Raw genomic sequence first — 20,533 nt, forward strand, 5'->3', positions numbered from 1 at the left:
CAGAACAAAACAAGCTGAAGTGGAAAGAGGTGACCGCGTATGGACTCGAAAATAAATGGAAAGCGCTTACGAACGCGTTGGCGCAAGCAAGACACGGAGCTGACTTTGTTGGCTTTGCCAACCACGATATGGTACATCTTGTTCAGCTTCCTGCCGATGTTCGGGATCATCATCGCCTTTAAGAACTTCAAAATCACCGGCGGTTTTCTGAGCAATGTGTTCAAGAGCCCATGGGCAGGCCTCAAGAACTTTGAGTTCTTATTCAAGTCCAACGATGCCTGGATCATTATCCGAAATACGATCGGCTACAACATTATTTTTATCATTCTTGGGATTGTGATCCCCGTAGCCTTAGCGTTAATGATCGGAATGCTCCATAACCGCAGAGCAGGCAAGGCTTACCAAACAATGATGTTCTTGCCTTACTTTCTTTCCTGGGTTGTGGTCTCGGCCGTGGGCTGGGCGTTCTTGAGCTTCGATAAAGGGATTCTCAATCAAATGCTGGCAGGTTGGGGAGTAGAGCCGATCAACTGGTACATGGAACCGAAATATTGGCCTTACTTCTTGATCTTTATGAATGTTTGGAAGGGACTCGGGTACGGCATGGTTGTGTATTTAGCGACCATCGCTGGTATCGATAAAACCTACTACGAAGCGGCCGTAATCGACGGCGCCACCCTTTGGCAACAGACTCGGTTCATTACGCTGCCCTTGATGAAGCTGGTCATCGTGATGATGTTCATCCTGGCGGTGGGACGTATTTTCTATACCGATTTCGGGCTGTTCTTCCAGGTGCCGCGGGATTCCAATTCCCTGTTTAATGTGACCACGACCATTGATGTAATGGTTTACAAGCAGCTGAAAACCGCAACCGTTGGCATGGCCTCGGCAGCAGCCTTCGTGCAGTCGGTTCTGGGCTGTCTGATGATTCTGGCCGCGAACTGGACGGTTCGCAAAATCGATCCCGACAGCGCGATGATTTAAGGAGGTGCAGATATGGCAGCAAGAACGGTGTATGAAAGCGGCCTGGACCGATTTAATCGTCCAAGTAAAGTGGTGAACGTGCTCCTTCATCTCCTTTTCTTCTTCCTGGCTTTGATTTGCGTCGTGCCGATGCTGGTGGTGTTGTCCATCTCGCTGTCCAGTGAGCAATCGATCCGGGAGAACGGTTATCACCTGATCCCAACGGCGTTCTCGGGAGAGGCTTACGGTTATATCGCCAAGCAAGGAACGGTCATTTTGCAGGCGCTAGGGATTTCCGTCTTCGTTACGATCGTCGGAACCGTGCTGGGAATTCTGCTCACCACCTCGATGGGGTACGTTCTCTCCCGGCCGAACTATAAGCTGAAGGGGTTCCTGACTTGGGTCGTTTTTATTCCGATGGTCTTTAACGGCGGCTTGGTTTCCACCTACTATATCAATGCGAATCTGCTGGGGCTGAAAGATACGGTATGGGCGTTGATCCTGCCCCTGGCGGTCTCCTCCTTTAACGTCATCATTTGTAAAACGTTCTTCAAAAGCACGATCCCGGACGGGTTAATCGAATCCGCCGAAATCGACGGGGCTGGTCAGCTCCGGATCTTCTTCTCGATTATCCTGCCGATCTCGTTGCCGGTGATCGCTACGATTGGATTGTTCCTGTGCTTTGGTTACTGGAATGACTGGTTCCAATCGATGTTGTACATCAACAATCAGGACCTGTATTCCTTGCAGGCGCTGTTAAACAACCTGATGAGCAATGTGGACGCGCTGGCTCGAAACGCTTCAAGTCTGGGGATCAGCTACGCCGAGCTGGTGGCAACGATGCCTAAAGAGTCAGCCCGTATGGCGGTGGCCATCGTCATCGTGCTTCCAGTGGCCTTTGCGTATCCTTTCTTCCAACGCTACTTCATTTCCGGTTTGACGGTAGGCGCGGTCAAAGGCTAATTCGAAATAAGCTGAGTTTGTCTCAGTTTATGAATATAGCATATTCAAAAGGGAGGAAATATCTATGAAAAGGTCTTTGAAGCTCATCTCTACTCTATGTGCTGTGATGCTTCTCTTGTCCGTTCTTGCGGCTTGCGGCGGCGGTTCGAACTCCAATTCTTCGTCGGCAAGCAATACTTCGGACACTTCTTCTAGCACCTCTACAGATAACTCTACGACAACAGATTCGGGGGAAATCCCGACTTTGGTGTGGTGGACGATTGGCGGACAAATTCCGGATAACTTTGAGAAAGCCATCGAAGCGATGAATGAGTACACCGCAGAGAAAATTGGCGTGAAGGTGGATATCAAGGTAGCTAGCTGGGGTGAATGGGACACCAAAATCAATACGATTGTAAATACGGGTGAACCTTTCGACATTCTGTTTACCAACGTCTCCAAATACAATCAGCAAGTGACGATGGGAGCGCTGGCGGATATCACTGAGCTGGTGCAAAGCGAGACGCCGGAGTTGTACAAGTTCATTCCGGAGAAGGTATGGGATGGGACGAAGGTCGACGGCAAGATCTACGCCGTGCCAACCTATAAGGACTCCTCGATGACCCAATACTGGGTGTTCGACCACAAATATGTTGAGAAATACGGCATCGACTTAAACAACATCAAGACGCTGAAGGATCTGGATAAACCGTTCCACGATATGAAGGCGGGAGAAGGCAAGAGCTTCTATCCATTGCCGTTGACGCAAGGCGATGGGTTTAACGGATTCTTCAACCGGTATGACGATCTTGCGCTGGGCTTCCCTCCGATTGGCGTGAAGGTGGATGACGCTTCCCGCAAGGTAGTTTCCGTGCTGGAACAGCAGGATATCATGGATGAATTGAAGATTTTGCACCAATGGTACAAAGACGGCATTATCAATCCGGATGCTCCGACCAAGCCTGAAGCCGACAAAGGCCGTCCATTCTTTAGTGCTCAAGGCTTCCCAGGGGCGGATATCACTTGGCAAATTAACGAAGGCGTTGAGAAGTACGATATGACGCAGGTTTACGGTCCGCTCTACACGACGGCTACGATTCAAGGTTCCCTCAACGGAATCTCGGCAAATTCGAAGTATAAGAAGGAAGCTCTGAAATACTTGGAGCTCGTTAATACCGATCCGAAGCTGCGTAACATGCTGGCCTTTGGTGAAGAAGGCGTAGACTACGTGAAAGTAGACGGAGAGAAAGTGGTTGAACGGATCTCGGATACTTGGCCGCTGGCAGCCTATACGCAAGGCACCTTCTTCAACATGGCGACAACCAAAGGGGCCCCAGAAGATCAATGGCAACAAGTTCAAAAGCTGAACGAACAAGCAACGGCTTCGACCTTGCTGGGCTTCTCGCTCGACACGACCAACCTGCAAACGGAAGTTGCGAACGTGAAAGCAACGTGGGATAAATACCGTTATGAGTTGCTGACTGGTGCATCCGATCCGGAGAAGATGGTACCGAAGATTGTTGACGAACTCAAGAAAGCCGGGATGGATACCATCATGAAGGCTGCACAAGAGCAAATCGATGCCTTCTTTCAATAAGAAATAAAGCCCGATTGAGTTAGCCCGGACGGAGGAGGTATTCTCCGTTCGGGCTTTCCCATATGATGATATAATGGGGATAGATGAGGGCAATGGAATCAGCGCCGCAACATTAACGGTGAAGGAGGCGCGAGAATGGGTTCCTTTTGGCAGATTAAAATCTATCGCAGCAAATTCATTGCCTATACGGTGTTTGTCGTAACGATCGGTCTGGTGCTTGGTCTCATGACCTGCGCGGTTCTCATCTATCAGTGGATTGAGAGTGCCCGAAACGAGGCGGTCAGCGCCTTTGGTCGGGTTGAGAGTGAGCTGCAGTATGATACGGATCGCATTGAGGCGTATATGCAGCGCATCTATTCCAATGACCGCTTGATGACGGATGTCCGTTATTTCCTGGGGAACACGGCGGAAGGGTACCTGACGAGCAGGCTGGAATATAGCTTGTATAACGAGCCGCTGGTCTCCTTCCCTGAAGATATGAGGGCCTTCTTATACAGCTCGATGAAGGGGGATCTGACGCAAGTCAGCTTGCATACCGAGAACGGTGCCAATATCGTGCGGTTTAGCGACAGCGGCAATGTTAGCTTCCGGTTTGGCGTTCCCAATACGGATGAGATTTTTCGTGAAAAGATAGAGAAGGGCTTTGTGTACCGGAAGAAGCTGTCTGATCCGAACCAGATCTCTCGCCAGATTGGGGAATTTCGCTTCTTGATCGGCAGTGAACCCTTATTCCGGAAGATTCTTGGTTATAAATTGGACATCGCTGCCGCCGTAAGTAGTTCGGGCGAAGTGTACATGATCTCCGGGATGGATCACGGAACGAAGGAGATGGTTCTGCGCGCCGCTGAAGAGACACGCAGCAGCGGATTTTCCTCCCTTGGCGGATTAAAAAATGTCTTCTTCATGAACTTCCAATCCACGAAGTTCGATTACCGTTTGGTGATGCTTGTAGATTTGTCCCACCTGATGCGTCAGAAAGCGGGCATTCTGATCACCATCGTAGGCAGTGTCTTGCTGGCCATGATTAGTGTTCTGCTGCTCATCGGCTACAACATGCGGGATGACGCCAGATTTTTGAGGCACATTATAAATTCGATCAAACGGGTGAAAACGGCGGATTTCACACCGAATTCCCCCGCCCGGTATCGCCGCAACGAGTACGGGATGATTGCCCGGGAATTGGACGATATGGTTCATGAGCTGGACAAACATATCCGCACCGAATATTTGCTGAAGCTAAAGCAGCAGGAAACCGAGATGAAAGCGCTTCAGCATCAGATCAACCCGCATTTTCTCTATAATACGCTGGAGTCGATTCGCTCTACTGCTTTGCTGCACCGGGACGTGGACACCGCGGATGCTATCGCGACCTTAGGCTCCTTGTACCGCGATATCGTCCATAAAGATAATATTATTACCATCGGCGAAGAGCTGGAGTTACTGCAGAAATTTCTGAGCATCATGGAGCTCAAGTATCCGGGAAGGTTCTATTACCAAATTGATGTGGAGGAGCCGCTGTTGGCCATATCCACGGTGAAATTTTGGATGCAGCCGCTGGCGGAGAACTTCTTCGTTCATGGCTTTAATCCGAGCAGTGAGTTTAATTTGCTCGTCGTGAATGGCTGGGAGGAGGACGGTCGCTTCGTTCTGGAGTTTGTGGATAATGGCAAAAGAATACCTGAAGCGCGCTTGGAGGAAATAAGAGGCAGTCTTTACAGCAGAGATGATGCGCCTGTTCGGAGCATTGGGCTGCGGAATGTGTATACTCGGCTGAGCTTTTTCTATGGGGACGCTTTTCGGATGGAAATCGAGAATAACGAGGAAGCAGGAGTCAAGATTACCGTGATCATCTCAAAGGGGTGACTGCAGGATGTACAAACTTCTGATCGTTGATGATGAACCGCAGATTCTGGAGGGGATGAAGCGAACCCTGAATTGGGAAGAGTACGGCTTCCACCTGATCGAGACGTGCGAAACGGGAGCAGAAGCGATCGCCAAATCCGTAGAGATCATGCCGGATATCGCGATCTTCGATGTACGCATCGGCCCGGATCTCGGTTATGAGATTATCCAAAAGCTCAATGAGCTGCGTCTTCCAACCAAATATATCATTATGAGCGGGTACAGCGAGTTCGAATATGCTCAAGCGGCGATCCGTTGCGGCGTGAAGGACTATCTGCTGAAACCCGTTGATCGTTCCAAGCTGCAGAAGGTGATTGAGAAGATCATTGTGGAGGACCTGAACGGGGCATTGGACGGGGTCCACAAGAAAGACCTGAACACGGATCCGATCCTGGGGATTCCTTACGAGGAGCTGTCCAAGCTGACCAACCGCATTTTGTTGATGGTGAAGGCGGAATACGCCCAGAACATTACACTGAAGTCGGTGGCCGAGCGTTTTCGCATGAACAGCACGTACCTGGGACAGCTGTTTCTAAAGGAAACGCACATGAAATTTTCAGAGTATTTGATGGCTTACCGGATGCTGCAAGCGAAGGAACGGATCCTGACCACCAACGAGAAAATCTCCAGCATTGCGCATCGTGTCGGGTATCCGAATTTGAATTATTTTTATACCCAGTTTCAAGGATATTTTGGCATGTCCCCTTCAGATCTGCGGAAAAAAAGCTAGGCTCCTCGTAGCGGAAAGGAGGATGTTATGCAGCAGCCCTCTTGGTTCAGTCGCCTGACCCTATGCGCGGTGGTCGCCGGCTTGTTGGCCTTGTTTGCCGTCGGCTGTTCCCTTTTCTCGGATAAAGGGGATACGGCGCCCCATAAGGACATGGTCAATCTGGTTTACTATACGATTGGAGAGCCGGATCCGGATCTGGAGAAGGTGAATGACAAAATCAATGAAGTGTTGGCGAAGAAAATCGGCATCACGATCACCTATATCAAGGTCGGATGGCAGGAATACGAAAACCGCCTGAACACGATGGTATCGGCAGGGACTCCCTTCGACATCGCCTATGCCCCTGAATTCACGACTTATGTCAAACGCGGGGCCTGGCTGCGGCTGGATGACTATCTGTCCAGTACGGGCAAGGATATGTATGATGTGATCGACCCGATCTTTTGGGAAGGGGTGCGCATGGACGACGGGGGGATTTACGGGGTGCCGACCAACAAGGAACTCGCGGTGCGCCAACAGTGGATGTATCCGGAAGAGCTGGTCCGCAAGTATAACATCGATATTACGAAGTACAACACGTTGGAATCTCTGGAGCCGTTGCTGCAGATGATCCAGCAGAAGGAACCCGAGTATTTGCCGATGGAACTGGATAAGGACTCCCATAACTTCTTCGCTTTATATGGGTATGAGTACGTCATTGACAAGGAGCTCCCGTTGATGGTGCGGTCCTTAGACCCAAACCCTCAAGTCGTGAACATCTTTGAAACGGCGGAAGCCCGTCAGGTGATGGATACGCTGCGACGTTATTATCAGGCTGGCTACATCAACGAGGATGCGGCCTTGCGGGAGAGCCAGGAGCTGGAGCGCGGGAAGAAGGTGTTCTGGAAAGCGTCGAGCGGCGGCCCCTTGTCCGAGCATAGCTGGAGCAAGGATCGCGGGTACAAAGTGGTGGCGCATCCCGTAACGACGGAGGTCGTGACGACCGAAGACGTGCGGGGAGGCGTTATGGCGGTGAGCGCGGATACGAAATACCCGGTTGAATGTATTAAGTTCCTGAATTTGCTGAACACCGATCCTGAGGTGCGGAACCTGTTTAACTATGGGATCGAAGGCGTGCATTACACCCTAGACAAGAACGGTCAAATCGTGCTGATTCCCCGGAAGGATGCCGACGGCAACCCGATCCCGGGCGCTTTGCCGGGGTATACGGGCGTGACATATACGCAAGGCAACTGGTTCATTCTTAAGACGCGAGGCGGAGAAGATCCGGAGCCGTTAAACAAATGGGAGGAGTTCCGCGCTTCGAACGCCCGGGCCGTGAAATCAAGCACGTTGGGGTTTACGCCGGATTTATCGATGATGCCGATCCAGATCCAGAACATCAAGATGGTGTGGCAAAAATACTATCCGAGCCTCATGACCGGCAGCGTGGACGTGGACACCGAGCTGCCGAAGTTTAACGAGGAGCTGAAGCAGGCGGGGCTGGACGAGGTCCGGGCCGAGGTGCAGAAGCAGCTGGACGCCTGGCGGGCTTCGAATCAGCGGTGAGTCTGAAAAACGGCGGTGCAAGGAGTTGGAATCCTGCACCGCCGTTTTTGGTGTTATTTTTTCCCCTTCGGGACTTTGACTGTGGTTTGGGCCGTCGTCTTGTTGCCAGCCTTGTCGGTTGCTTCGTAGGTGATGGTGTAGATTCTTCCGTTCCCTTTGCCCGAACGCTCGGCTCGAAGCAAGAACTCTTGATCCGCTGTCCCGTAGTCTGCGCCTTGGATGTCGTTTGCTGTATCGCCGTCGCCCAGCCCGTTATCGCTCTCGTTGCTGGTGATGGATACCAGCTTGATCGTATCGATGCCGGAACCTTTGTCGCTGGCTTTCCAGGTGACCTTGATCGGAACTAGCTTGTGATTTGGCGTGGAAAGGACGGACGGGCTAACGGTCAGCTTCAAGACCGGCGGCGTCGTATCGACAGGGCCTTTGCCCGTCAGCGTTAGCACGCCGAAGACGGAGGGGTCCTGATACCCGTTGCCGGTGGCGTCGTTCCAGGCGGCTACACTTTGGCGCGCGCCGTCTTTGGCATCGTTGATCTGCGCGTCGAAGCCGATTTTTACATCGTTTGCCGGGGTGATGGTTTTCAGCGGGATCTTCATTTCCACCGTATAGTTCGTTCCGTTGACCCGGACCGCCGATACGAAGCCTTCAACGATGGACGCCGGATTAAAGCTGGTCTCATTCGCGTAGTTCACGCGGTATTGTCCATCATCGGATTGGTAGAACGAGGTTTTGGCGTTATTTTCGTCCAGGAACACCTCGACGGAGTCCTGCTCCCATGGGTTGGGGCTGTTCTTATCCAGCTGCGCATCGCTGACTTGGATCAGGACGTACAGGTTGTGGTCGTCCCAAAGCGCTTTGGCCGTGCCAGTCGCCCCTTGCCAAGCCGTTTGGTATCGCTCGATCGGCATCGCCGGCGCTTGGTTCCAAACCGCGTCCACGGCTCCGTCTACGGCAGGCGTACCATAGAGGGCGGTAGACTGGTTTGCCTCCGACACATCCGGCTGGTGCTCTTCGATGAATTTGGCGGGATCAATCACGCCGTAATAAGCCGGTTTGGCTTGCAGATTCTTGTCGAACAGCAACGGGTTGGTCGAGGAGCGCCAGCTTGTGCCGTCATCCAGACCCCAGAAGGTCACGCGCGCAATGTGATCCGCATGGGCCTTGAAAATCTGCATCAACTGCGCGTACAAATACCCCTGTGCATTAGCCAGCTTCTCGGACAGCTCGTAGTTGCTGCCGGCTTGGATGTCCAGCTCGGTGATGCTGATTTCCACACCCAAGGAGATAAAGCGTTCCAGGGAGAGCCGCACATTCTCCGGATTCGTGTTAACGTTATAGTGACCCTGCATGCCGATGCCATCGATGAGGAGTTTACCGGGATGCGTCAGCGCATATTTGTCGTTTAGTGCTTTGACCATGTGATAGATGGCCTGGGCTTTGTTTTGGTTGTCCTCGTTGTAATCATTGTAATACAGCTTGATATCCCATTCCGGATGGCGGTCGAGCACTTCTCTAGCCGCGAGGAACGCCTGCTCAACATAATCGGCGCCGATCGCGGTTTTCCATGGGGTTTGCCGCAACGAGGCTTGCCAATCCGTCGGGTTTCCAGGGTTATCGTTCATCGCTTCATTCACGACATCCCAGGAGATGACGCGGTCGCCGAAATGCTCCATGACGGTTTGAATATGGGTGCGCAGGTTAGCCAAGGCTTCTGCCCGGCTTAAAGGCACCGTGTTACCTTGCGCATCCGTTGTTGTGTTCATCCAGGCGGGCGACTGCTGATGCCATACCAATACATGGCCATGCATCTGCATGCCTTCGGCAAGAACTTGATCAACCATGGCGTCAGCCGCGGTAAAGGTGAAATTGCCTTTCGTCGGCTGCAGGCCATCGGGCTTCATCGCATTGCCGGCCGTGACGACGTTGTGGTGCATGTTAAGCAGCTCCAGCCGCACGCCTTCCAAATCCTCCGCCGAGATGGCGCTGCCGATCAAGAAGTCGTCTTGGTAAGCCGTTTTGATCGGGACTAGATCCTTCTGGATCGCAATCGGACCGGATCCGGTGCGTTCGAAGGTGACGTCGTCAATGTAAAAAGAAGCGGTCGCATTATTTGAACTCTCGACATAGATCGTTAAATATTCGCCGCCCACGCTGTTATAACGGTAGGTTCCTTCAAACAGAACCCAATCGTCCCCGGTACTGAGGGTCTTGGGGGAAAGAACCACGTAATTCGCACTACTGCCATCACCGATTTGCGTGGACAGCTGGATTTGCGAGCTGGCGGGATCGATCAGCTTCACCCATGCCGAGATTTTGTATTCGGCGCCTTGGTCCACGTATTTCTCGACGCGCAGCGTCGGCCCGTGCCAGGTATTGGTACGGCCCTCTACCTTCAGCGCATAGGTGCCGCCCGGCGTATGATTCGCTTCGTTCGTCACGGTCAGCGTTTCGGTACCCGCTCGGCCCGTGAAGCCGCCGGTGGTCCGATCTTCAAAGGTGATCGTGGAGAAAGGCAAGGCCGGATCTCTTGGCGGTTGTTCGCCGCCGCCGGAGCCGTCTTTTTCCGTGATGCGAATATCTCCGATGTAATAAGGAACCGCAGCGCCAGCTGCGTTGGAGTTAATGCGCAGCGCCTTGTCCACGCTCGTATCCACGGTGAATTCCTTCGTCAGCGTCACCGCTTGCCCCGCGACATAGTCGGTCTCGGCATAATTGCCATAGCTGTCCACGGTTTGAAGCGCGGCTTTCGCGCCGGCTGGCAAACTAACGTTAGCGTCTACAAAAATCGTAACGTGCGCCGTATAGATCTTGCCGTTCGTGAGGCCAATGTCGCTAAACCGGAAATCGGCGGCGTCCCAGTTGTTGACCCGGTTGCTAACATAAAGGGCACCTCCGTCCTCGTTGCCGTTAAACACCTTGCCGGATACCTTTGTCAGGGTCGCGCCCCCCGATTGAACCGCTTTGCCAATTCCACTCGCGAAGTCCTCATGATACACCGTCACCGTGCCGTCCGAAGCCGAGGTTTCGGCCTTCGTGACCTTGGCCGGCCATCCTGCAGGCAGCAGTAAAACAGCGGCGATCAGCAGCATGAAGATACGTTTCATCGTTTGATTCATTGACTCACTCCCCTTTGTCTTGGAATAGTTTTGTTAAGCGCTTTCATTTTTTATTGGAAGGCTCCTCCTTTCCTGCCACAAATCATACCATCCCGCTGGGCGCCTCGGCTTTCTCGAAATTAAAGAACTTTGCTTGGTTATTTTAGATGGTGCGTTTAGGAGCTCTGTCTTCTTCAGAGCAGGGGTTAGGGAAAGGGGCCAATTAAGGCGGCTTTTGGGTTTGGCATTTCTCGACTATCCTAACGCGTAAATCCAGCCATGTGGTAACGATCTAACTTGTTAAAGTCATCTTGACTTTCGAAATCCGAATCGCTACGATGTTCTGGTTGTTATGGCAGAAACATGGTGGAGAGAGGTTTAAAGTTAGGATGAAGATGAAGAAGTATATCGCGGATATCGCGGTTTTAATTGTTGGGGCTTTTTTATTTGCGTTGGCCGTCAATTTGTTTATTATTCCGAACGACTTCGGTGAGGGAGGCGTTACGGGGGTCACGATCATTTTGTACTACCTGTTCCAGTGGTCGCCGTCGCTGGTGAATATCGTGATCAACGGGGTGCTGCTGATTGTCGGGTACAAATTTCTGGATCGGCGGACGACGATCTATACGATCATTGCGGTGGCGTTCAACTCGTTGTTCCTGCATTTGACGGAGAGCTGGCGGATCGATTCGCACGAGCCAACCATCAATGCAGTGTTCGCCGGCGTGATCGTGGGAGTTGGCATCGGTCTGATCGTACGGGTCGGCGGGACAACGGCGGGAACCGTCATTCTGGCTCGGATCGCCAATAAATATCTGGATTGGAATATCAGTTACGCGCTGTTGTTTTTTGACCTGATCGTGGCGTTCTCTTCTTATTTCATCATTGGCGCGGAGAAGCTGATGCTGACGATCGTGATCTTATATGTAGGCACGAAGGTGATGGACTTCATGATCGAAGGTCTCAATCCCAAGAAAGCCGTCACCATCATTTCCGAGAAGCAAAACGACATCGCCGAGATGGTCATCACCGAAATGGACCGCGGCGTAACCGTCCTGTCGGGTCATGGCTACTATACGAAGAACCCGAAGGAGGTCCTTTATATTGTTATCAGCAAGCAAGAGGTATCCACCTTGAAAAAAATCGTCCGCTCCATCGACCCCTCCGCATTCCTGACAATCCACGACGTGCGGGATGTGTTTGGGGAGGGATTTTTGGATATATCGAAGTGAGAGTGTTTGTTTGATTGGCTGATCTTTCTCCAATTACTTCAACACGATAAACCGCAGATTAACTGGCAGGGTTTCATGCTATAATGCACATATAAATAGGGGCTGCCCAAAAGTGATGTGAATCTACCTGTGGAAGCTGCTTTATGGGATGTCACAGAAGAGGGGGGTTATATTTCTTTGGTTTCAGTTCGCAATATGCAGTTAAAATGAAATGAAACAGTAGGAGATTCATGGCGAACAATTTTTTAGGCATTTCGTCATGAATGTTATTAACTTGGTGCGAATATGAAGTGAACATGATTCTCCTAGGGGGTTCGCACCACAAATTTCTTTTATAACTGCCATTTCTACCAATATTAAACATTATATAGATTGAAATTAATCCAATATTTACACAATCTGTTGATAATTAGTTGAAAATATCTGTGAAATCGCAGTCGCACCCTGTAAGGGTGCGTGGATTGAAATGTCCTTGCCGAGATAAATCGGCGCGCTCTGATCCGGTCGCACCCTGTAAGGGTACGTGGATTGAAATTCGTGCAAAGGAATTCTCTTTCACGTCCTCAAACGTCGCACCCTATATGGGAGCGGGAGGTTTCCGACAAGTAGACAGTAAGAAAAGAGGTATATTAAGCAAAATCGATTCCCGGTATCCACCGGAGAGCGGTCACCAAGCTTTCCCTAATCCCAGCTTGTCCTTCATGGAATACGAACATTTCTCCCCAAGACAAACAGCTTCTTTCTTGTTCTCCACATTCTATCGATTCAACTTCTCCTTTATATGTAATCATAGTACTTTTTGCCCGAATATTGGTGAAATATGACAATCAATGCGGTAAAATAGAACTAGATTGTATACGATCATGTGCGAGGAGATGTGCTTGTGTATATTGCTCATGTACGAGAACGTGATAAAGAAATCCAACCGTTAAAAGCACACTTACTTGGAGTGCAACGACTGGCGGAACAATTCGGAGCAAAGTTGGGTCTGAAACATGTCGCAGGGTTAGCCGGTTTGCTTCACGATCTGGGGAAATATAGCGATAAGTTCCAAGAATATATAGACGTCGTTGCCTTTCACCCTGAATGGCCTCAACCGAAGCGCGGTGAGGTTGATCACTCTACAGCTGGAGGCAGATTACTGTTTTCGCTGCTCCATCATAAAGAAAGTACCTTCCTAGAGAAGCTATTAGCTGAAATCGTCGGCAATGCTATCATATCTCATCACTCTAACCTCCAAGACTATCTCTCACCTGAAATCAAATCTGACTACTTAAGAAGAGTACATGATACGGACCTTCCTGAATACGATTTGGCTGTTGAACGTTTTTTTCAGGACACGATGTCCGAGGAAGAGCTTATTCGTTATATTCAAGCTGCCGTAAATGAACTGGAACAATTTTGGGATCGCACGCCTGCACAAAGTTTCTTTGTTACAAAGTATATTTTCAGCTGTTTAATTGATGCGGATCGGACCGACACACGTTGTTTTGAAGAACAGGTTGAGGTAGCGGAGTCCAACCAGCATCTTCAATTATTTGAAACCTACTATCGTCGTTTAATGAATCATCTGACTAAATTAAAAGATAAAAGTAATGCAAGCGAACCGATCAACGTGCTAAGAGCCCAAATGTCGGAACAGTGCGATGTATTCGCTGCTGAACGTCCGTCCGGCATTTATACGTTATCTATCCCCACGGGTGGAGGCAAGACACTGGCTAGTCTGCGATATGCTCTCAGGCATGCCTGCAAGTACGAGAAACAGAGGATCATTTATGTCGTACCATTTACGACAATCATCGAACAAAACGCGGATGAGGTCAGAAAAATTCTGCAGGACAACGAACATATTTTAGAACACCACTCCAATGTTATCGAGGAAGAACAGAAAGATATGGAGGAGGGTGATGAAGCTGATGACGGGCTCATTACAGACAAAGAGAAACTCCGGCTTGCTCGCGACAACTGGGATAGCCCGATCATTTTTACGACCCTTGTCCAATTTCTCAATGTCTTTTATGCCAAAGGCAACCGCAATACTCGTCGTTTGCATAATTTGAGTCATTCGGTGATTGTGTTTGATGAAGTACAGAAGGTTCCCATTCATTGCATATCCCTGTTTAATGAGGCGTTGAATTTCTTGAAACAAGATGCCCATTGCAGCATCCTCCTTTGCACGGCGACTCAACCTACTCTGGAGAATGTGAAGCATAGCCTCTTGAAGGAGCGGGATGGGGAGATTGTGTCGAATCTTACTGAAGTTGCGAAGGCGTTTAAGCGAGTTGAACTTATTGACCGAACGGAAGAACCTATGACGAATGAGACGTTAGCCGATTGGGTGAAGTCGGAAATCAACGGATGGGGCAGCACACTTATCATTCTGAATACCAAAAAGGTGGTCAAGGATCTATATGAAAAGCTAAAGGATGCCGCTATGCCTGTCTATCATCTCAGCACGTCCATGTGTGCGGCACACCGAAAAGATCAGCTCAAAGAAATCCGAGATATGCTGGATCAGCAAGTCCCTTTCATCTGTGTGACTACACAATTGATAGAAGCTGGGGTTGACGTCAGCTTTAAATGTGTGATTCGTTCTCTGGCCGGGCTGGACTCGATTGCCCAGGCAGCTGGACGATGCAACCGGCATGGAGAAGATGAATCGCAGAATGTATACATTATTAACCATGCGGAGGAAGCCGTCTCGAAGCTGAAGGAGATTAAAGTCGGAAAGGAGATGTCCAGCCACGTACTAGCGCGGTTTAAGAAGAAAGCGGATCAATATGAAGGAAACTTGCTTTTGCCAAAGGCGATGAGTGAGTATTTCCGCTATTACTACAATCGAATGGAGGCCAATTTAAACTATTACGTTAAGAAATTAGATAAAGAGATGACCAAGCTCCTGATGTCGCTCTCCCAGGAAAATGATTATGTGACTCACTACCGAAAGAAACATGGGACAAGCTTTCCATTAATTTTAAATGGCAGCTACAAAACAGCAGCAGAGCATTTTCGGGTCATTGATCAAAAAACGACTTCCGTCCTCGTGCCTTATGGAGGAGGCAAAGAACTGATTGCTCAATTGAACAGCGGAGCTTGGCTTGAAGATGTAACCAAATTTTTGAAACAAGCGCAGCAGTTTACGGTGAACCTGTACTCGCAAGAGATGGAGCAATTAAAACGGGATAATGCCATTGTAATGCACTTGGACGGCATGATTTATGAATTGAAAGAGAATTGGTACAGCGATGAGTACGGTGTGGATTTGAAGGGGGAGGGGGGAATGGACTTTATAGGTTGGTAAGTCCATTCCTTGAGTTCCGAAAATACTAGATGATGAGTGTTGCAGCCTGAGAGGAATAAAAATCTTTATCAGGCTGCTCCTGTAAAGGAGGTGATTTAAACCATGAGAAACGAAGTCCAGTTCGAAGTTTTCGGCGACTACGCTTTATTCACCGATCCGTTAACCAAAATAGGCGGTGAGAAGCTGTCCTATAGTGTCCCTACCTATCAAGCGATCAAGGGAATCCTCGAATCCGTTTACTGGAAGCCGACGATCATGTACATCATCGACGAGTTGCGTGTCATGAAGCCGATCCAAATGGAATCGAAGGGAGTGCGCCCGATTGACTATGGGGGCGGGAACACGCTGGCTAATTATACGTATCTGAAGGATGTTCATTACCAAGTAAAGGCCCACTTTGTCTTTAACGAACATCGGCCGGATCTCGCCTTCGACCGTAATGAAGGGAAGCATTACAGCATCCTTCAACGTTCGTTGAAAGCGGGTGGGCGCAGGGATATTTTCCTGGGTACTCGAGAGTGTCAGGGGTATGTGCAGCCTTGTGAATTTGGCAGTGGAGCAGGTTATTACGATACGGATGAAAGAACGCATTATTTAGGAACGATGGTTCACGGGTTCAATTATCCCGATGAAACGGGGAGGAATGAGCTTTCGGTAAGGCTATGGTCTGTTGAGATGAATAAAGGGTATATCCGTTTTCCAAAGCCAGAGGAGTGCTCCATTGTCCGTTCAGTCAGAGAAATGGAGCCTAAATCGTTCCATTCGGATAGCATAGAGTCTGCGGAACAACTGCTCCGTAATTTAGGAGGTGAATGAGATGAGTTGGCTGCTCCACCTGTATGAAACGTATGAGGCTAATCTGGATCAAGTCGGGAAAACGGTAAAAAAACGCGACCGAGAATACACCCTGCTGCCGGTTTCACATACAACCCAGAATGCTCACATTGAAGTTACGATCGATGAAGACGGGGACTTTCTTGAAGCCAGAGTGTTGGAGAAGGAGAGCACCTTAATTCCCTGTACAGAGGAATCAGCCAGTCGGTCAGGCTCTAAGGTCGCACCTTACCCGTTACACGATAAGCTTAGTTATGTCGCTGGCGACTTCGTGAAGTATGGCGGGCAGATCAAAAATCCGGATGAAGTACCTTTTGACAAGTACATCCGCAACTTGGAGGAATGGGCCAATTCGCCCTATGCCACAGAGAAATTGAAATGTATTTATACGTATTTGCGCAAGGGGCGGTTAATCGAGGACCTGGTCGCCGCCAAAATCATCAGGCTTGATGAGAACCAGCATCTGATCGAGAAATGGGATGAGAAATATACGGCTAAGTTCGGGGAAAAGCCGCCCATTTTCTCAAGCGGGGCTGCGGAGACATCCAGTGCTTTTATCAGATTTAATGTGCTCTCCCCTGATTCACCCGAAGAAGTATGGAAAGATCAGGCGATGTTTGATTCATTTATTGCCTTTTATAATCAGAAGCTGGGAGAAACGGACGTTTGTTTCGTTACAGGAGAAATGCGTCCGAGTACGGAACGGCATGCGAACAAAATTCGTCATGCAGCTGATAAAGCCAAGTTGATTTCTGCGAATGACAATTCGGGCTTCACCTTTAGAGGACGCTTCAAAACAAGTAAGGAAGCGGTTTCCATCAGTTATGAGGTGTCGCAGAAAGCGCACAATGCCTTGAAGTGGTTGATTCACCGTCAGGGGAAAACGATGGATGAACGCGTCTTTCTAGTGTGGGGCAACGATAACGATCCCGTTCCGAATACCGATGAGGATATTGTGGACATGATGCGTCATTCGGGCCGGGAAATCGAAAGAGAACCGGATACGGACAAGCCTTATGCTGATCAGGTTAGACGGGCAATCGACGGGTTTCGGAATGATCTGACGTATCAAGCAGAGGTGAATATTCTCGTTCTGGACTCGGCAACGACCGGCCGGATGGCGGTGCTTTACTATCGTCATCTGAATAAGGAGCTGTATTTGAATCGTCTGGAAGAGTGGCATAACTCTTGTGCCTGGGAGCACCGCTACCGCAAGGAAGAAGAGCAGCTTATCACTTTTTATGGAGCGCCGGCAACGAAGGATATTGCATTTGCTGCTTATGGTCCCAGAGCAAGTGAGAAGATCATCAAAGGGACGATGGAACGGATGATTCCTTGTATTGTCGATAGACGTGCAGTCCCTAGAGATATTGTCAGAAGCGCCTTCCACCGGGCTTCCAATCCAGTATCAATGGAACGTTGGGATTGGGAGAAGACGTTAAGCATCGCATGCGCATTGATTCGAAAAATGCTGTTGGAAAAAGGGGAGGAATGGAACGTGCCGCTGAACACCGAATCCAGGGAACGGAGTTATCTGTTTGGCCGATTGTTGGCTGTGGCGGATGTGCTTGAACGAGGAGCACTCGGCAAAGACGAGACAAGGTCTACCAATGCGATTCGTTATATGAACTCGTATGCCCAGAATCCGGGTCGAACCTGGAAGACAATTCAGGCCAGCCTTCAGCCTTATCAAGTCAAGCTGGGAACGAAAGCGACCTATTTATCCAAGCTGATTGATGAAATCGCCGATCAATTTGAGGAAGGAGATTTCAATAATCTTCCATTAACAGAACAATATTTGCTTGGATTTTACAGTCAGCGCCGTGAACTCTATAAGAAAAAAGAGGAGGATACAAACGAATGAGCACGCTTGATCATAAAATCGATTTTGCTGTGATTTTGTCTGTGACAAAAGCCAATCCAAACGGGGACCCTCTGAATGGTAACCGACCACGCCAAAATTACGACGGCCACGGAGAAATCTCCGATGTGGCTATTAAGCGTAAAATCCGCAATCGCTTGCTGGATATGGGAGAAAAGATTTTTGTTCAGTCGGATGACAGAAAAGTGGATGATTTCAAAAGTTTGCGTGAACGTGCGGATGCCCATCCGGAGCTGGCAAAGATGCTGAAAAGTAAAAATGCATCGGCCGACGAGTTTGCCAAGCTGGCTTGCCAGGAGTGGATCGATGTACGCAGTTTTGGACAAGTTTTCGCTTTTAAAGGTTCCGAGCTGTCTGTAGGCGTTCGCGGTCCTGTTTCCATTCATACCGCTACAAGTATTGATCCGATTGACATTGTCAGCACCCAGATTACCAAAAGCGTTAACTCCGTAACAGGGGACAAACGCAGCTCCGATACGATGGGAATGAAGCATCGTGTAGATTTTGGCGTGTATCTGTTCAAGGGCAGCATTAATACGCAACTTGCGGAGAAGACAGGTTTTACCGAAGAAGATGCAGAGAAGATTAAGCAGGCGCTGATCACGCTTTTTGAAAATGACAGTTCTTCTGCCCGGCCGGACGGCAGTATGGAAGTCCATAAGGTATATTGGTGGAATCATTCCTCCAAGCTGGGGCAATATTCTTCGGCCAAAGTGCACCGGTCTTTAAAAGTATACTCTACAACTCCTGAACCCAAACGATTTGAGGATTATACGATTGAACTTGAGGAACTCGATGGCTTGAATGTCGAGGTTATTAATGGTCGTTAATGATGAGGATCGCTATTTGATGTTGTCAGGGCTCCAGCATTTCCAATTTTGTAAACGTCAGTGGGCCCTGATTCATATCGAACAACAGTGGGATGAAAATGTCAGAACCATCGAAGGGCAGCATTTACATCAAAAGGCGGATCAGCCGTTTATCCGGGAAAAGCGTGGAGACAAGTTAATCGTTCGCGCGATGCCGATTCAATCAACGGAACTGCAATTAAGCGGAATCTGTGATGTTGTCGAATTTGTTCAAGACCCTGAAGGGGTTGAAGTGGCGGGAGCGGAAGGCACTTATAAAGTCTATCCTGTCGAGTATAAGCGGGGGAAGCCGAAGAAAGGTGATGAAGACATCATCCAGCTCGCAGCCCAAGCGATGTGCCTGGAAGAGATGATGCTATGCCGTGTGGACACGGGGTACATATTCTACAACGAAATCAAGCATCGTGTTGAAGTGCCAATTCATGACAGGCTGCGAGATCAAGTGAGACAGATGGCTGCAGAAATGCATCATTATTACGATAAACGCCATACGCCGAAGGTAAAGACGGGGCCCTTTTGCAAAAACTGCTCGTTGCAGCATATCTGCGTGCCTCATTTAATGCACAAACGCTCGGTCCAAAGCTACATCGAAGGGAGGCTGAGTGATTGAAGAAGCTGTTAAATACGTTATATGTTACTCAGCCGGATACGTACTTGGCGCTTGATGGTGATAATGTGTTATTACTTAAAGGCGATGAAAAGATTGGCCGTTTGCCGCTTCATAATCTGGAAGCGATCGTGAGCTTTGGCTACACGGGGGCGAGTCCTGCATTAATGGGGTATTGTGCGGATCGGAATATTTCGATCACCTTTTTGACACAAAACGGAAGATTTCTGGCAAGAGTCATTGGGGAAAGCCGGGGAAATGTCATTTTGAGAAAAACGCAGTACCGGATTTCGGATAATGAAGAGGATGCAGCGAAAATAGCACGAAACTTCATTACAGGGAAGATTTATAACCACAAGTGGATCCTCGAACGGATGACGAGAGATTATCCGCTTCGCATTGATGTTGAACAATTCAAGTCCATATCAGGCCAGCTTTCGGATATTTTGCGTGAAGTCCGTGACAGTAATAACCTGGAAAGCTTGCGGGGTTGGGAAGGCCAAGCCGCGGTTCTCTATAACCAGGTGTTTGATCAGATGATTTTGCAGCAGAAGGAGAGCTTCTTTTTTCACGGGAGATCCAGAAGGCCCCCAAAGGACAACGTAAATGCCATGCTGTCGTTCGCTTACACTCTCTTGGCTAGAGATACGGCTGCGGCATTGGAAACTGTGGGACTCGATGCTTATGTCGGCTTTTTGCACCAGGACCGTCCTGGCCGAGCCTCCCTGGCTTTGGATCTGATGGAAGAGCTGCGAGGAATTTATGCCGATCGGTTTGTCCTTTCGCTGATTAATCGGAAAGAAGTGACAACAACTGATTTTGTTACAAAAGAAAACGGGGCTGTGCTGATGACGGACGAGGCTCGCAAAAAGTTTTTGAAAGCATGGCAAACCAAGAAGCAAGAGAGGATTACCCACCCTTTCCTGGATGAAAAAATCTCCTGGGGGCTGGTTCCTTACGCTCAGGCCTTATTATTGGCACGTTTCTTGCGCGGTGATTTAGATGAGTATCCGCCATTTTTATGGAAGTAG

At 49.4% G+C, this 20,533-nt stretch carries 14 protein-coding genes; 13 read left to right on the forward strand and 1 reads right to left on the reverse strand.

Annotated features, from left to right (window positions below):
- Positions 1 to 39: 39 nt before the first annotated feature.
- The 6 genes from ACL02P_RS19455 to ACL02P_RS19480 all read left to right on the forward strand — a co-directional run bounded on the left by ACL02P_RS19455 (position 40) and on the right by ACL02P_RS19480 (position 7,682).
- Positions 40 to 984, forward strand: a complete 945-nt coding sequence (locus tag ACL02P_RS19455; RefSeq protein WP_412837893.1) for an ABC transporter permease — start codon at positions 40 to 42, stop codon at positions 982 to 984.
- Positions 985 to 996: 12 nt separating this feature from the next.
- Positions 997 to 1,926 carry a carbohydrate ABC transporter permease gene (locus ACL02P_RS19460; RefSeq protein WP_412837894.1) on the forward strand — a complete coding sequence of 310 codons (930 nt, stop codon included), beginning with the start codon at positions 997 to 999 and terminating at the stop codon, positions 1,924 to 1,926.
- 64 nt (positions 1,927 to 1,990) lie between these two features.
- Positions 1,991 to 3,502: an ABC transporter substrate-binding protein gene (locus tag ACL02P_RS19465; protein ID WP_009224890.1), complete on the forward strand. Its 1,512-nt coding sequence runs from the start codon at positions 1,991 to 1,993 to the stop codon at positions 3,500 to 3,502.
- 135 nt (positions 3,503 to 3,637) lie between these two features.
- Positions 3,638 to 5,365: a sensor histidine kinase gene (locus ACL02P_RS19470; RefSeq protein WP_009224889.1), complete on the forward strand. Its 1,728-nt coding sequence runs from the start codon at positions 3,638 to 3,640 to the stop codon at positions 5,363 to 5,365.
- 7 nt (positions 5,366 to 5,372) lie between these two features.
- A complete protein-coding gene (locus ACL02P_RS19475; protein ID WP_009224888.1) occupies positions 5,373 to 6,134 on the forward strand; it encodes a response regulator transcription factor in 762 nt (253 codons plus the stop codon).
- Between the two features lie 27 nt (positions 6,135 to 6,161).
- Positions 6,162 to 7,682, forward strand: a complete 1,521-nt coding sequence (locus ACL02P_RS19480) for an ABC transporter substrate-binding protein (RefSeq protein WP_412837895.1) — start codon at positions 6,162 to 6,164, stop codon at positions 7,680 to 7,682.
- A 53-nt stretch (positions 7,683 to 7,735) separates the two neighbouring features.
- Here the strand turns inward: ACL02P_RS19480 and ACL02P_RS19485 are convergent, their stop codons facing one another.
- On the reverse strand, positions 7,736 to 10,798 hold the full coding sequence (locus tag ACL02P_RS19485; RefSeq protein WP_412837896.1) for an endo-1,4-beta-xylanase: 3,063 nt from the start codon (positions 10,796 to 10,798) through the stop codon (positions 7,736 to 7,738).
- A 374-nt stretch (positions 10,799 to 11,172) separates the two neighbouring features.
- Between ACL02P_RS19485 and ACL02P_RS19490 the strand changes: the two genes are divergently transcribed.
- The 7 genes from ACL02P_RS19490 to cas1c all read left to right on the forward strand — a co-directional run bounded on the left by ACL02P_RS19490 (position 11,173) and on the right by cas1c (position 20,533).
- A complete protein-coding gene (locus ACL02P_RS19490) occupies positions 11,173 to 12,009 on the forward strand; it encodes a YitT family protein (RefSeq protein WP_009224885.1) in 837 nt (278 codons plus the stop codon).
- An 883-nt stretch (positions 12,010 to 12,892) separates the two neighbouring features.
- Positions 12,893 to 15,310 (forward strand): CRISPR-associated helicase Cas3', encoded by a 2,418-nt coding sequence (gene cas3, locus ACL02P_RS19495; protein ID WP_412837897.1) that lies wholly within the window; start codon positions 12,893 to 12,895, stop codon positions 15,308 to 15,310.
- Between the two features lie 102 nt (positions 15,311 to 15,412).
- A complete protein-coding gene (gene cas5c, locus ACL02P_RS19500; protein ID WP_009223769.1) occupies positions 15,413 to 16,126 on the forward strand; it encodes a type I-C CRISPR-associated protein Cas5c in 714 nt (237 codons plus the stop codon).
- Position 16,127: 1 nt separating this feature from the next.
- Positions 16,128 to 18,008: a type I-C CRISPR-associated protein Cas8c/Csd1 gene (gene cas8c / locus ACL02P_RS19505; protein ID WP_412837898.1), complete on the forward strand. Its 1,881-nt coding sequence runs from the start codon at positions 16,128 to 16,130 to the stop codon at positions 18,006 to 18,008.
- Positions 18,005 to 18,856, forward strand: a complete 852-nt coding sequence (cas7c, locus tag ACL02P_RS19510) for a type I-C CRISPR-associated protein Cas7/Csd2 (protein ID WP_009223771.1) — start codon at positions 18,005 to 18,007, stop codon at positions 18,854 to 18,856. Before cas8c ends, cas7c begins: the two co-directional genes overlap by 4 nt.
- Positions 18,846 to 19,505 carry a CRISPR-associated protein Cas4 gene (gene cas4, locus ACL02P_RS19515; RefSeq protein ID WP_412838267.1) on the forward strand — a complete coding sequence of 220 codons (660 nt, stop codon included), beginning with the start codon at positions 18,846 to 18,848 and terminating at the stop codon, positions 19,503 to 19,505. The genes cas7c and cas4 overlap by 11 nt, the downstream gene beginning before the upstream one ends.
- Entirely contained in the window at positions 19,502 to 20,533 is a 1,032-nt protein-coding gene (cas1c, locus tag ACL02P_RS19520; protein WP_412837899.1) for a type I-C CRISPR-associated endonuclease Cas1c, read from the forward strand. Before cas4 ends, cas1c begins: the two co-directional genes overlap by 4 nt.

It is taken from the genome of Paenibacillus sp. MB22_1 (assembly GCF_047200555.1).
GTDB lineage: Bacteria > Bacillota > Bacilli > Paenibacillales > Paenibacillaceae > Fontibacillus > Fontibacillus phoenicis.